The sequence below is a fragment of the Tolypothrix sp. FACHB-123 genome (genome assembly GCF_014697075.1).
Taxonomy (GTDB): Bacteria; Cyanobacteriota; Cyanobacteriia; order Cyanobacteriales; family Nostocaceae; genus Aulosira.
Window position 1 is genome coordinate 86,146 of the sequence record NZ_JACJRE010000022.1, and the last position, 13,433, is coordinate 99,578.

Annotated in this window: 9 protein-coding genes; 3 read left to right on the top strand and 6 right to left on the bottom strand. The window is 44.7% G+C overall.

Translation table 11 applies throughout. The features are described from left to right. Positions 1-174 precede the first annotated feature (174 nt). The 3 genes from H6G41_RS16380 to H6G41_RS16390 all read right to left on the bottom strand — a co-directional run bounded on the left by H6G41_RS16380 (position 175) and on the right by H6G41_RS16390 (position 2,677). Positions 175-582: an ABC transporter permease gene (locus tag H6G41_RS16380; RefSeq protein WP_190747243.1), complete on the bottom strand. Its 408-nt coding sequence runs from the start codon at positions 580-582 to the stop codon at positions 175-177. Continuing rightward, positions 567-1,859, bottom strand: coding sequence for an AmpG family muropeptide MFS transporter (locus H6G41_RS16385; RefSeq protein ID WP_190747244.1), 1,293 nt, complete (start codon positions 1,857-1,859; stop codon positions 567-569). Before H6G41_RS16385 ends, H6G41_RS16380 begins: the two co-directional genes overlap by 16 nt. 224 nt (positions 1,860-2,083) lie before the next feature. Continuing rightward, the gene (locus H6G41_RS16390) at positions 2,084-2,677 is read right to left on the bottom strand and encodes a MarC family protein (RefSeq protein WP_190747272.1); all 594 of its coding nucleotides are present in this window, start codon (positions 2,675-2,677) and stop codon (positions 2,084-2,086) included. Between the two features lie 213 nt (positions 2,678-2,890). Here H6G41_RS16390 and H6G41_RS16395 point away from each other — a divergent pair, with 213 nt between their 5' ends. Continuing rightward, positions 2,891-3,703, top strand: coding sequence for a carbon-nitrogen hydrolase family protein (locus H6G41_RS16395; RefSeq protein WP_190747245.1), 813 nt, complete (start codon positions 2,891-2,893; stop codon positions 3,701-3,703). A 77-nt stretch (positions 3,704-3,780) separates the two neighbouring features. Here H6G41_RS16395 and dhaL read toward each other — a convergent pair whose 3' ends face one another. Continuing rightward, complete coding sequence (gene dhaL, locus H6G41_RS16400) at positions 3,781-4,413, bottom strand: dihydroxyacetone kinase subunit DhaL (protein ID WP_190747246.1); 633 nt, start codon at positions 4,411-4,413, stop codon at positions 3,781-3,783. Between the two features lie 128 nt (positions 4,414-4,541). On the opposite strand from dhaL, the gene H6G41_RS16405 reads away from it, so the two are divergent. Then, a complete protein-coding gene (locus H6G41_RS16405; RefSeq protein ID WP_190747247.1) occupies positions 4,542-6,533 on the top strand; it encodes a glycosyl hydrolase family 28-related protein in 1,992 nt (663 codons plus the stop codon). 147 nt (positions 6,534-6,680) lie between these two features. On the opposite strand, the gene dhaK is transcribed toward H6G41_RS16405, so the two are convergent. Next, positions 6,681-7,754 carry a dihydroxyacetone kinase subunit DhaK gene (dhaK, locus tag H6G41_RS16410; RefSeq protein ID WP_190747248.1) on the bottom strand — a complete coding sequence of 358 codons (1,074 nt, stop codon included), beginning with the start codon at positions 7,752-7,754 and terminating at the stop codon, positions 6,681-6,683. 366 nt (positions 7,755-8,120) lie between these two features. Here dhaK and H6G41_RS16415 point away from each other — a divergent pair, with 366 nt between their 5' ends. After that, positions 8,121-9,290: an acyl-CoA dehydrogenase family protein gene (locus H6G41_RS16415; RefSeq protein ID WP_190747249.1), complete on the top strand. Its 1,170-nt coding sequence runs from the start codon at positions 8,121-8,123 to the stop codon at positions 9,288-9,290. Positions 9,291-9,485: 195 nt separating this feature from the next. Here H6G41_RS16415 and H6G41_RS16420 read toward each other — a convergent pair whose 3' ends face one another. After that, positions 9,486-13,265: a PAS domain-containing protein gene (locus H6G41_RS16420; protein WP_190747250.1), complete on the bottom strand. Its 3,780-nt coding sequence runs from the start codon at positions 13,263-13,265 to the stop codon at positions 9,486-9,488. Between the last annotated feature and the right edge of the window lie 168 nt (positions 13,266-13,433).

A 13,433-nucleotide genomic window follows, 5' to 3' on the forward strand; every position in this document is an offset into this window, starting at 1 on the left:
TGCAACTAGTAGTGCATTTCATTAGGGGAACTGCAAAAAATCAATTATTCCGCCTAAAGTTGTTGACTGTTGACTGTTGACTGTGAACCGTTAACAGCGAACAATCTACTAGTTGTAGATTTGTAACGTTTTCTTGATTTATTTTAGCGATGTTCTGGGAGTTACAAACAGCAGTTATTCGCGATCGCCTTCAAAATCATCAATTGCTTTCTGAATATACCAATCTTCAGACATCCCCGGATTATTTTGCCTAGCTTGCTCAATTAACTGTTCAGCAGTATCTATGTCACCATCTAAGCGGGCAATTAATCTATTTTTGAGATCGTTCTCATAGGAAAATTCGCCCGTCTGATTTGATACTCCGGGATTGAATGCTTGTGACTGTATTTGTTCTCGGCGCAGTTGCCAAAATAAAACGTAATACAGCGTGCCAAAAATCAAAATTAGACTGAGCGTTCCCAAGAGAGTTAGGAGGTTAAAGCCCAAAAATCCTAATACTAATTGGGAGAGAACGTAGCCTAATAGTAAACCAGTCAGCAAAAGAATAAACGTGCCGACAATAATCACTACTTGGTTCCCCATAGATCCTCTTCTTCTTCCTCAAGTCCTGGTCTAGTAATTCCTACTGGTTTTGGGTTCCAGGGGGCAAAGATTGGTAATAGCAACAGTCCGGGGACAGCGGCCACAATGGTAATGATAAAAAATAACGGCCATCCCGTGCTTTGGGCGATCGCACCACCGGGAGAGGCGAGAATATCGCGGCTAACAGCCATCAAGCTAGAAAGTAAAGCGTACTGGGTGGCGGAAAATTTCTGGTTACACAAACTCATGAGAAATGCCACAAAGGCTGCTGTTCCTAAACCACCACAGAACTGTTCTATATTAATAGCCAGAACCATAGCTTGATAGTTTTTACCTGTATAAGCTAAAGATAAGTAAGCAAGATTACTCACAGCTTGGAGAATTCCAAATACCCAGAGCGAGCGATTAATGCCGATTTTACTCAAAATTGCCCCACCAGCCAACGCCCCAACTATGGTAGCAATTAGTCCCATCCCTACTTGAATCGCGCCGATGTCGGTTTTGGTAAAACCAACTTGTAGCAAAAACGGCGTGGTCATATTACTCAGTAAAGCGTCACCCAGTTTGTAGAGGGTAATAAATACCAGCACCAAAAATGCTTGGATGACTCCCTGGCGTTGGAAGAATTCACCAAAGGGTAAAACGACAGCTTCCGTTAACGAGGCGGGCGAGCTAATTTCTGCTGGTTCTGGTGCAAACAACGTGGCAAAAATCCCCAATCCCATTGTACCTGCCATCAATAAATAAACCGATGACCAGGGTAATCTATCGGCTAGGATTAATGCTAAAGCACCTGCGACTAACAAGGCGATGCGATAACCCAAAATAAACACCGCTGCGCCCGCACCCATTTCCAGTTTTTCTAAAACGTCGGTGCGGTAAGCATCAACAGCAATATCTTGAGTAGCGCTGAAAAAAGCAATGACTATGGCGTTAATGGCTAGTAGCTGTAAGGCTTGTTTGGGTTGCTGGAATGCCATAATCGCGATCGCCACAACTAACGCTAGCTGAGTCAGAATTAACCAACCCCTCCGCCGTCCCAAAAAGGGGATAGTAAAGCGATCAAGAAACGGTGACCAGAGAAACTTTAATGAATAAGGTAAACTAGCGAGGCTAAACCAGCCAATAGCCGCTAAATCTACCTGTTCTACTGTCATCCAAGCTTTTAAGGTATTACCGATTAACAGTAACGGTAACCCCGATGAAAAGCCAAGAAATAATAAAGCCGCCATCTTGCGGCTACCAAATACTTGTAGCAGCGATCGCACTGGATTCATCCTGAAATTTTACTCCTCACTCTGACGAATTGCAGCTATATTGCCATAGTTACCGGATGATTTTACGCAATTGGGCAAAATAGGGATGAGGGACTAGGGACTAGAGACTAGAGGCTAGGGGCTAGGGATGAGGATTTAGCGCGTCGTTGCAAAGTCGCCGTTGTTTGAGAAGGGCGCAGGTATATGCACCCAAATAATTTATGGTTTGGAGTTCCCTAGGTTGGCTATGGAAAGAACAACTCGCGAATTCCCTTACTACCAATTTCTATCGCTAGCGCCGCCAACAGAAACCCAAAAAGCTGAGTGACAATTACTGCACCTTCCGCACCAATCCATTTGTCAATGTAGGTTCCCAAGCGCAAAATTACCCAACTCATAACCATTGCGGCGACGATACCTAACAATACACCGATATGTGGACTGGGGGATTCTGACATTAACAACATAACTGTCGTCAATGTACCAGGCCCGGCTAACAAGGGCAAAGCCAAGGGAGTAATTGCAACATCCCTTCCTTCTTCGGTAATCGGTGTATCTAATTCACCGCGCAACATTTGCAAAGAAATTAACAGCAATAATAGCCCCCCAGCTACTCGCAAAGATGCCATGCTGATTTCTAAATAATTCAATATCAGTTGACCAGAAAAAGCAAAGAGTAATAGAACTGCGATCGCCACAATCATCGCCTTATCTATGACTTTGTTTCTTTCCTCTGGCGTCATCCCTTTGGTTAAAATCAGCACTATCGGGATATTGCCGATAGCATCCGCTAGGACAAATACAGCTATAAATGTTTGAACGAGAGCAGAGGTATCCACAGCAGATCGCATTTATCAAGGTTTGATAACAACCTAGCTTGAAATGCGTGCAAATTCCCATAACCCATAGCAATATCGATCCCAGATGATGAGTATAATCAGCTTCTTAAAGAAAAGCAACGCTAATGTTGGTCTAACGGAGTTCCCCAGTTCTTTAAGTAACGATATAGTTGAGAATCTACCTCGCACAATTCATTGTTTGTTGTCTAAGCTATGAAGCCTTATTTAGCAGCTGCTATCCAGTTAACTAGCGTGCCGAATTTACAAAAAAATTTGGCACAAGCAGAAGAATTAATTGAACTTGCCGTGCGTCGAGGTGCTGAATTAGTAAGTTTGCCAGAAAACTTTTCTTTTATGGGAGAGGAAAAAGACAAACTTGCCCAAGCAGAGGCGATCGCCCGTGAAAGCGAAATATTTCTCAAGAAAATGGCCCAGCGTTTTCAAGTAACCATCCTGGGTGGTAGCTTTCCCGTGCTTGTAGACAATACAGGCAAATTTTATAACACCACTATCCTCGTCGATCCCAGTGGACAGGAAGTTTCTAGGTATTATAAAGTACATTTATTTGATGTAAATGTACCTGATGGTAACACCTATCAAGAATCCAGTACGGTCATGGCTGGAAAGCAACTACCACCGGTGTATTCTTCAGAAAAATTGGGTAATTTGGGACTGTCTATTTGCTACGATGTCCGCTTTCCCGAATTGTATCGCCATCTAGCAAGTAAAGGGGCAGATGTGATTTTTATACCAGCGGCTTTTACTGCCTTTACAGGGAAAGATCATTGGCAAACATTACTCCAAGCCAGAGCAATTGAAAATACCTGTTACGTCATTGCTCCCGCCCAAACTGGCACCCATTACGCCAGACGCCAAACCCACGGACACGCCATGATTATCGACCCTTGGGGTGTAATTTTAGCTGATGCTGGCGAACAACCAGGAATTGCGATCGCGGAAATCAAACCCACCCGCTTAGAACAAGTCCGCAGGCAAATGCCTTCTTTGCAACACCGGATATTTTAGTTGAACAGCAGGGGGATGAGGCAGGGGGCAGGGGGCAGGGAGCAGGGGAGAAATAAGCAATGTCCAATGCCCATTGACTATTGACTACTGACTACTACCAACAAACAGTTCAACATTAAATAGGCAGAAGTAGCGCCGGGATCTTGGTGTCCAATACTGCGTTCTCCTAAATAACTAGCCCGTCCTTTTTTGGCTAACATCGGTGTAGTATCTTGCATTCCCTGTTCGGCGGCGGCTACTGCTTGCTGTAAAGCTGTAACTGTATCTCCACCTTCAGCAACAACTTTTTCAAAAGCGATCGCTGCGGGAGATAAGACATCTATCATTGTCTTGTCTCCTAATTGAGCTTTACCACGCGCTAGGACACCATTTAAACCAGATTGAAATAATTTTAGTAAATCTTGCTCAGTCAGTTCTTGCCTACCTGTAACTTCTGTACTGGCACGGAGAAACCAAGTGCCATAAAGGGGGCCGCTGGCACCGCCAACAGTAGAAATTAAGGTCATGCTTACAGCTTTAAAAATGCTACCGATATCTTTGTCAGCGACAGTTGGTAATTGAGCGATCGCTTTTTTAAAACCGCGCTCCATATTAATACCGTGGTCAGCATCACCGATTGCCGCATCTAATTCGGTTAAATATTCTTTATTTTGCTCTATTTCGGTAGCAAATAGCTGTAACCATTGCAAAATCTGCTCCTTACTGACCATTTATCACCTCTGTTGAGTTTGGTAATTTTAAATAAGGTAACGCAGCAATATATCCGAATTTGTACGGCTATGTTGATTAAGTTCGTGTAAAAGTAGGAAGTAGCAATTAGCCAAGAGAGTATGCATTTATGATTCGTCCTCGGGCATTATTCTTAAAACTACTCCCTTTATTATTTTTAATAGCTTTTTTAACTACTACTTGCGCTCAGTCCAGCCGAACTAGTGAAAATAATATTGTTGCTTTAGGTGCAGCGATCGCCTCACCTCAAGAAAATATTGTCTTTCCAGAAAATGCAAAGGTCGTTGATGTGACTGCACCAGAGTATGGTGCTATACCCAACGATAGCCAGGATGATACGGAAGCGATCCAAAAGGCACTCAGTCGGTTTCCGGCTGGGGGTAGAGTGATCTATTTACCCAATGGAGTGTATAACATCTCTAATTCCCTTCATTGGCCAAAAGGTAAGCGCTTTCGCTCCGATTACAAGCGAACTGTGTTGCAAGGACAAAGCAAAGACGGGGTGATTATCCAACTCCAAGATAACTCTCCCAACTTCCAAAATCCTAACCAGCCAAGACCAATGATTTCCACAGGTTTTGACCCAGATTTAAATCCTAAATCTGAAGATTTCAAGGCTAGTAAGGTAGCGCAACGCTTTGGTAATTCGGTGCGGAATCTGACTATTAATATCGGCAATAAAAATCCGGGAGCAGAAGGACTGAATTTTGTCGCCAACAATCAAGGTGCAGTCCGCAGTGTTAAAATCATCTCACCTGACGGACAAGGAACAACCGGTCTAGCATTAACTCATGGAGAAATTGGGCCGCTGTTAGTCGAAGATGTGGAAATTGTCGGATTCGATTACGGGATACGAACGAATAACGGTATTAACAGCATAACTTTGCAGAACATAACAGTCCGCGATCAAAGACAAGCAGGTATTTACAATGGCGGACAAGTAATGAGCCTTGAAGGTTTCAGTAGTTTTAATTCCGTACCAGCAATTATCAATGGCAAAAATCCGAAAAAAGGTAACGATCCAGGAAGTATGTTAACTCTGGTAAATGCCAAAATGATCGGTCGTGGTAGAGCCAGAAATACTTCAGCAATTTCTTCTGCCGGGTTTATCTATGGTAGAAACCTGGTATCTTCAGGCTACAAAAACTTGTTTTCCAGTAATGCACGCAAAGCAGACAAAACTATACGTCAAGCTGCAATTGCTGAATTTACTTCCCGTCCCATTGTTTCTAGCTTTTCTTCAGCAAAAGGTTCTCTGCAACTACCGATGAAGCAATTTCCTAAACTAGCGTGGGAAGATCCAAAAGCTTGGGTGAGTGTTGAGAAGTTTGGTGCGATTCCCAAAGATAAAAAGGATGATACAGATGCTTTTCAAGCCGCAATCGATTCTGGTGCAACCACAGTCGTCATGCCAAACTCTGGTAGGTTTATAATTAACGGTTCCCTCAAACTTAGAGGACAGGTGCAAAGATTTGTCAGTGCTGGAGGAACCCTTGACGGTAATGGTGAGATAGTTGCAGACAACGGTAAGGAACCAACTTTAATTGTTGAGAACTTTTTTGTGGGATATAACTCCAAACTTAAATGGAGAACTGTAGCTAATCGCACTGTGGTTTTTCGTAGTATCACTCACCTCGATTTGGACAGTGAAGGTAGTGGGGATCTCTTCATTGATGATGCTACTATGATGCGGCTAAGATTTCTCAACCCCAAGCAACACATTTGGGCACGCCAGCTAAATCCAGAGGGAGGTTCGGAAACTAATGTGGTGAATAAAGGAGCCAAACTTTGGATTCTAGGTTTAAAAACAGAGAGGGTAAAAACAAAAATTGAAACCACCGATGGTGGTTCTACTGAACTTTTGGGTGCGTTCATTTATGCGACTGGTAAACAAGACCCAAAAATTCCCCTTTTTCGCATCGTTAATGCTAGTGCTAGTTTCGCTGGAGTAGGTGAAGCCGTTTTTGATAAAAGTACTTATGAAATTTGGGTTGAGGAAACACGCGGTAATACTACCAAAATGCTCAAAAGAGACGATATCCCTGGTAGAATGACTGCAAACGGACATGCTATGGTGCTGTATACAGGCTTTGATAAGTAACACTAGTTGAAGGGAATCAAAGGCAGGGGCAGGGGGCAGGGAGCAGGGAGCAGGGAGCAAGGGGGACAAAATCAATTCAAAATTCAAAATTCAAAGTTCAGAAATATTTTTGACTTTTGACTTTTGATGCCCAATGCCCCATAACAACTATATTCCCCAGCGTAGGCTTGGTGTTTTAACTGGTGCATCCCATAGCCGGAGCATTTCATCGTCTAATTTTAATAGGGTAATTGAGCATCCTTGCATTTCTAAAGATGTCATGTAGGAGCCGATGAGATTGCGGACAATTTGTAATCCGTGCTGTGCGCAGATTTGTGTTAGTTGGCGATAGACCAGATATAGTTCTGAAAGGGGAGTACCACCCATACCATTAACAAAAGCTAAGATGCGATCGCCTGTTTGCAATGGTGGATCTGTTAATTCTACATCTACCCATTCGCCTTGGTTTTCATCCCATTCCCTGACTATGCGGTGATAGCCTGTATCTTCAATGAGCGATCGCGTTAAAGTTGTGGTAATCTCATCTGCGGATTGTACAGGGATGCGTTCTCTACCAGGTTCACCATGAATCCCGATGCCGATTTCTAATTCGCGATCGCTTAATGTAAATGTTGGTGAACCTTTAGCGGGTACTGTACAAGAACTCAACGCAATTCCCATACTCCGTCCGTGCAAGTTTACCCGACGGCATAAATCGGCAATTTGCGGCAAATCATAACCCTGTTCCGCTGCCGCACCGCAAATTTTTTCTGCTAATACTGTTGTGCCTACACCCCGCCTGCCCTGAGTATAAAGGCTATCTTTGACGGCGACATCATCATCAATCAAAATATTCAGCACCCGGATACCCTCACTGCGGGCTAATTCCGTCGCCATTTCAAAGTTCATCACATCGCCGCTATAATTTTTGACGATATAAAGGATACCAGCCCCACCATTAACTTGCTGGGCGGCTGCAAGCATTTGGTCGGGTGTAGGGGAAGTGAAAACCTCTCCCGGACAAGCTGCATCCAACATTCCCTGCCCCACAAAACCCGCGTGCATCGGCTCATGTCCGCTACCACCACCAGAAATAATTGCTACTTTTCCTTGTACGGGTGCGTCGGCTCGATAAACAAAGGTAGGATCGTAACTCACCTGAATTAAATCAGTATGAGCCGCCGCCATACCTTGTAAACTTTCTCGTACAAAGTCTTCTGGATTATTAATCAGCTTTTTCATGATTTCATTTGACAGAAAGCGCAGTGTCAAACCTTTTTCATTATCGATGATTAAAGAAACAGAGGAAAGCTGTATACTCAGCTATTCTGCTTTTAAGTTGCACAATTTATCGTGAGGGATGTTAACTGTTGACCGTTGACTGTTGTACGGGCGGGTTCACAAATATCCTCACTGATCAACGATAATTCTCAATAAACCCGCCCCTACTGACTGTTGACTGTTGACAGCGCTGATTAGTAGTTATGCAATTTAGACGCACATTAGCTTAATTTTTTAGTGTCTACTGGATTGACACAGCTAAATTAGGTGTGTTTTAGCTATTTGAATTGGTATCACCCATCCTTTGCCGACACAAAAGAATTAAATATGGTCAAACTTAATACATCTCCAGTAATCTCTACCGCCGATTTATTTCCCCGTGTCGCCGCCTTAGCTGCTGATTTTGCGACTCGCGCCGCAATTCACGATCGCGATGCTTCTTTCCCTTTTGAAAATTTCACAGCCCTCCAGCAAGCACAACTCCTGAATTTGACTGTTCCCCAAGAGTTTGGCGGGCAAGGTGTGGGATTTGCTACTGTCTGTCGAGTGATTGAAACTATTGCAGCTGGGGATGCGGCTACGGCGTTAGTCTTGACGATGCATTATTTACAACATGCTAATGCTGGACGTAACCGCCGCTGGCCGGAAGCAATCTATCAACGGTTGTGTCAGGAATCGGTAGCAGGGATTGCTTTATTAAATGCGGCGCGTGTGGAACCGGAATTAGGTACACCAGCGAGGGGAGGATTACCAGCAACGACTGCGGAATATACTGCTGATGGTTGGGTATTAAATGGTCATAAGAAATACACTACAGGTAGCCCAATTTTGCGTTACTTTGTAGTTTGGGCAAGGACTACAGAAGCCCAACCGCGAGTAGGTAATTTTCTCGTACCCCGTAATGTTGCTGGTGTCTGCATTGAAGAAACTTGGGATCACTTGGGAATGCGGGCGACTGGTAGCCACGACTTGATTTTAGAAAATGTCTTAATTCCTGTAGAGTATGCTTTGGATGTGCGCCCATTGTCAGCTTGGTCACCTGCCGATGCACTACAATTAGCTGCTAATAGCTTATGGTTGAGTGCATTGTATCAGGGGGTAGCCAAAGCGGCGCGAGATTGGTTAGTAGGTTATTTAAATGAGCGATCGCCTAGTAATTTAGGCGCGAGTTTAGCCACTTTACCCCGGTTTCAAACAGCAATGGGGGAAATTGAAGCTTTATTGTATGCGAGCGATCGCCTAATTTATGGTTTAGCTCATGATATCGATGGCGCTAATTATGACAGTAACGTAACTTTACAGGCACAAACCGTTAAATATATCACCACCTCTCATGCCATTCGTGCTGTAGAAACAGGATTAGCCCTAATTGGTAACCCAGGCTTATCACGCCATAATCCCTTAGAAAGACATTACCGTGATGTACTTTGCAGCCGCATTCATACCCCACAAAATGATGCGATTTGTTTAGCTTTAGGAAAGCAAGTTTTGGGTTAATGGGCATTGGGCATTGGGCATTGGGGAGCCAGTCACGTGGGCGGGTTTCCCGACTTGAGCGAACTGGCGTCATTGGGCATTGGGCAACAGTCTGTAGGGGCGGGTTTATTTAGATCATTGTTGATCCACGAGGATATCTGTGAACCCGCCCGTACAACAGTCAACCATCAACAGTCAACAGTCAACAGTCAACAGTCAACAGTCAACCCGATTGCCCATAATATCAAAGATGGTTTTTATCAATTCCTGAATATCAATGGGTTTAGAAAGGTGGTGTTGGAAGCCTGCAAGTAGGGAACGTTGTCGATCTTCAATTCTCGCGTAGGCTGTGAGGGCGATCGCGGGAATTTGTCCCCCTTGTTCGGGTGGGCGAGTACGAATCTTTTGGATTAGGGTGTAACCATCGACATTGGGCATCCCAATATCACTAATTAACACATGGGGTTGAAAAGATTCTAGATTGGCTAAAACTTCAGCAGCAGAGGTGACAGTGAGAACTTCTGCGCCGTATTGAGCGAGCAAGACTGTGAGTAATTCACGGGTATCCGGTTCATCATCCACTGCCAAGATGCGAACTCCTGTAATATCTGGTGGTTCTTTGATTAATCGATGGGGCAGGCTTTTTTGTGGCTGAGTATCAAGTAAGGGTAATCGGAGTGTAAATGTTGCGCCCTGTCCTTCACCTTTACTTTCAGCGCTGATAGTGCCTCCATGTGATTCTACCAGGGAACGGACGATCGCTAATCCTAAACCTAGCCCACCATATTTGCGTGTGGTGGAAGCATCTTCTTGGCGGAAGGACTCAAAAATATGGGGCAGAAATTTGGGGTTGATACCTTTACCTGTATCGCTGACTGTAATTTGTGCTTGCTTACCAACTTGTTCTAGGCGAATCTCTACCTTTCCATTGTTAGGGGTAAATTTAATGGCGTTAGATAGCAAATTCCACACAACTTGCTGGAGTCGCGCTGCATCGCCAGATACCAGCCCGATTGGGGTTAACACTGGATGGAGTTTGATTGATTTAGCCAAGGCGGCGTTGCGCATGGTGTCGAGGGCGGCTTCAATCACAAATCCTAGATTGACAGGATCTGTATTCATGCTGAGTTTACCACGGAGAATTTTGGCAACATCCAGCAGGTCATCAATTAATTGGGTTTGGAGTTTGGCGTTGCGTTCAATACTGACTAGGGCTTCTTGGGTTTTGGTTTCGTCTAATTTGCGAGTTTGTAAAAGCTTTGCCCAGCCTAAAATCGGGTTTAGGGGCGATCGCAATTCGTGAGATAAAATCGCTAAAAACTCATCTTTAATCCGGTTGGCGCGTTCGGCTTCTGCCCTAGCTGTTTGCTCTAATTGTAATAAGCGATCGCGTTCAATTTCCAGTTGTTTTTGGGCTTCAATGTCTGTTGCTGTCCCAAACCATTTGATAGTTTCGCCTTGCTCATTCTTTTGCCCAACTGCTTGGTGTAAATACCAGCGATACACCCTATCTGCCCGCCGCATCCGCCCTTGAGCTTGATAAGAAGTATTATTTTTTACAGATTCAGCCCACTTTTGCGCCAAAATGGGTACATCTTCTGGATGCACAACTTGTTCCCAGCTAGCTGCGCAGGCTTGTTCTAGGGTTAATCCTGTGAACTCCAGCCACCGTTGATTGGCATCAAGTAAAGTACCTGTGGCGTTGGCTGTCCAAACCAATTGGGGAATTAATTCTGCTAAACAACGATAGCGTTCTTCGCTTTGGCGTAATGCTGCTTCTGCTTGTTTGCGATCGCTAATATCCACTGTCGAGCCGACTATCCGAATTACCTGGCCTTGCTCGTTGCGAATTAAACTACCCCGTTCCCATACATTCACCCAATGCCCATTTTTATGACGCACGCGATACTCGCCTTCATAAAGATTTTCGGTATCGCCAAATAATTTGGGTACTGTTGATTGCAGACGCGCCAAATCTACGGGATCAACTAATTCTTGCCACCAATCAGCGCTGGCTGGGACATCTTCTGGGTAAAAACCCACGAGATCGAAAAGTTTTTCCGAACGATAGACTTCGTTAGTTTGTAAATTCCAGTCAAATACCAATCCATTAACAGCCTGAGTTACCAAGCGGAAGCGGGCTTCACTTTCACGTAATGCTTGCACTGCACGGGTTTGCTCAATCAGCGCCCAGACGCGAGCCAAGGTTGCTTGCAACAGTGTCACTTCATCCTCATGCCACAGTCGTGGTGTTCCAGAATAAATTGTCAGACTGGCTACCCACTGACCCTGATAAATACCGGGAACGCTGACAAAGGCTCTGACGTGATATGGCTGATAATTGCTAGCAAAAGCCGCGGTACGGGGGTCTTTAGTTATGTCATCAATCGCCGCAAACTGACCAGCCGCAAAAGTAGCTTGAAATTCTGGGGTAATATAATTTGACAGTGAATAAGTACCGCTCATACTGGGTACATTTTGACACCAATCTTGCTCTATAGTAATTAGACTGTTTTGCCAATCAATCTCGCCCAAGGTGCAGCGGTTCCCCCCCAGGTAGTCACCCAGACTAGTGATGGTTTCCCGTAACATTGCTTGAGCGTCTGCAAGTTGTCGCAGCCGTTGTTCTAGTTCGTTGAGGAATCGCTCGTTGAGTTCATGGCGCTTACGTTCCGTAATATCCTCAGCAATTCCAGTTAAACGATATACTCTACCTAATTCATCGCGAATAGGAAAACAGCGATCGCGCACCCAGCGTAATCTCCCATCGGGAAGCACAATCCGATACTCTTCGTCAAAGCCGCCCACCGCTGCTTTCTCTAGAAAAGCTCTCTCCGTGGCTTCTCGGTCTTCTGGATGCAAGTAATTGCTCCAGTTTTGTTGATCGTTAAGTAACTCGTCAGGGTTCAAACCCCAAAGGCGGTTATAAGCTGGGCTAACATAGCTAACGCGGCGTTCTGGAAATTCAGTCACCCAAAATACAGCTTCAATATTTTCGGCTAGTTGGCGGAAGCGTTCCTCACTATCCCGCAGGGCTACTTCTGTTCGCCTGCGTTCCACCAGTTCGTTCTGTGCCTGCTGATAGAGTTCTGCTTGCTGAATGGCAATGCCTAATTGAGTTGCCAGTTCTTTGAGCAAGTCCACTTCTAAAGGTTGCCACTGCCGGGGTGCTGTGCAATGATGAACAATTAACATGCCCCACAGTTGACTGTGTTGCAAAATTGGCACAACCAGATTTGCCCGCACCTGCAACTTCACCAACTGTTCGACGTGACAAGCATCAATAGTACCTTCGTAAATATCTGCTTTTAGGGTGACTTGTCCCTGACGGAAATATTCAATATAGTTTTCACTTAGACAAGGGTCATAAAGTGAAGTAGACAGTAAAGAATTCCAGCCCGTACCGACGGATTCTGTCACCACTTTACCCCAACCATCTGACTGCAAGCGGAAAATCAACACGCGGTCAGTTTGGAGAAACTGCCGCACCTGAGTTACAGTTGTTTGTAAAATTTCTGATAAATTTAGGGATTGATGAAGCTTTTGGGTAATTTGCCAGACTAAGCGTTCTCGCTCAATGCGCTGTTGTAGTTGAGTGCGTAACTGTACTGTTGCAATTGCCCCATTAACTGCCAATTGCAAGCGTTCTGGGGTAATATGTTCCTTAACCAAATAATCTTGTGCTCCCGCTTTCATCGCCTGGACAGCGATCGCTTCATTGCCCTCCCCCGTTACCATAATTACTGCTAAGCAAGGCTGTTGTGTTGCGGAGCGTAAGCGAATCAGAAATTCCAGCCCATCTAAATCGGGTAAACGATAGTCGAGTAACACCACATCCGGTTGATGCTGCTGCCATAACTCTAACCCTTGTTGCCCCTGTGTCGCTTCTAAAATATTGTAGGAATATTCGCCATCGCGCTGTAAACAGCGCTGATAAAGTTCCCGGTCTTCTGGGGAGTCATCAACAATTAACAGGGTGCGCCTGGTTTGAGACATGATTAATCATCCAGATAAGCAGGAAAACCCCTTCAGGGAATTCAAAATTCAAAATTCAAAACTAGTACTGAACTTGTCGTTGGCGTAGCCTCTCCGCTAGGAGAAGTATTCAAAATTCAAAATTACAATCCATAACAAATTGAGTTGTTCTGTATCCTTATCTTCTGA

Excerpts from the sequence above, each read along its gene's own strand:
- H6G41_RS16380 (WP_190747243.1), bottom strand. The coding sequence starts at position 582 with ATGGGGAACCAAGTAGTGATTATTGTCGGCACGTTTATTCTTTTGCTG.
- H6G41_RS16405 (WP_190747247.1), top strand. The coding sequence starts at position 4,542 with ATGATTCGTCCTCGGGCATTATTCTTAAAACTACTCCCTTTATTATTT.
- H6G41_RS16420 (WP_190747250.1), bottom strand. The coding sequence starts at position 13,265 with ATGTCTCAAACCAGGCGCACCCTGTTAATTGTTGATGACTCCCCAGAA.
- H6G41_RS16385 (WP_190747244.1), bottom strand. The coding sequence starts at position 1,859 with ATGAATCCAGTGCGATCGCTGCTACAAGTATTTGGTAGCCGCAAGATG.
- dhaL (WP_190747246.1), bottom strand. The coding sequence starts at position 4,413 with ATGGTCAGTAAGGAGCAGATTTTGCAATGGTTACAGCTATTTGCTACC.
- dhaK (WP_190747248.1), bottom strand. The coding sequence starts at position 7,754 with ATGAAAAAGCTGATTAATAATCCAGAAGACTTTGTACGAGAAAGTTTA.
- H6G41_RS16395 (WP_190747245.1), top strand. The coding sequence starts at position 2,891 with ATGAAGCCTTATTTAGCAGCTGCTATCCAGTTAACTAGCGTGCCGAAT.
- H6G41_RS16415 (WP_190747249.1), top strand. The coding sequence starts at position 8,121 with ATGGTCAAACTTAATACATCTCCAGTAATCTCTACCGCCGATTTATTT.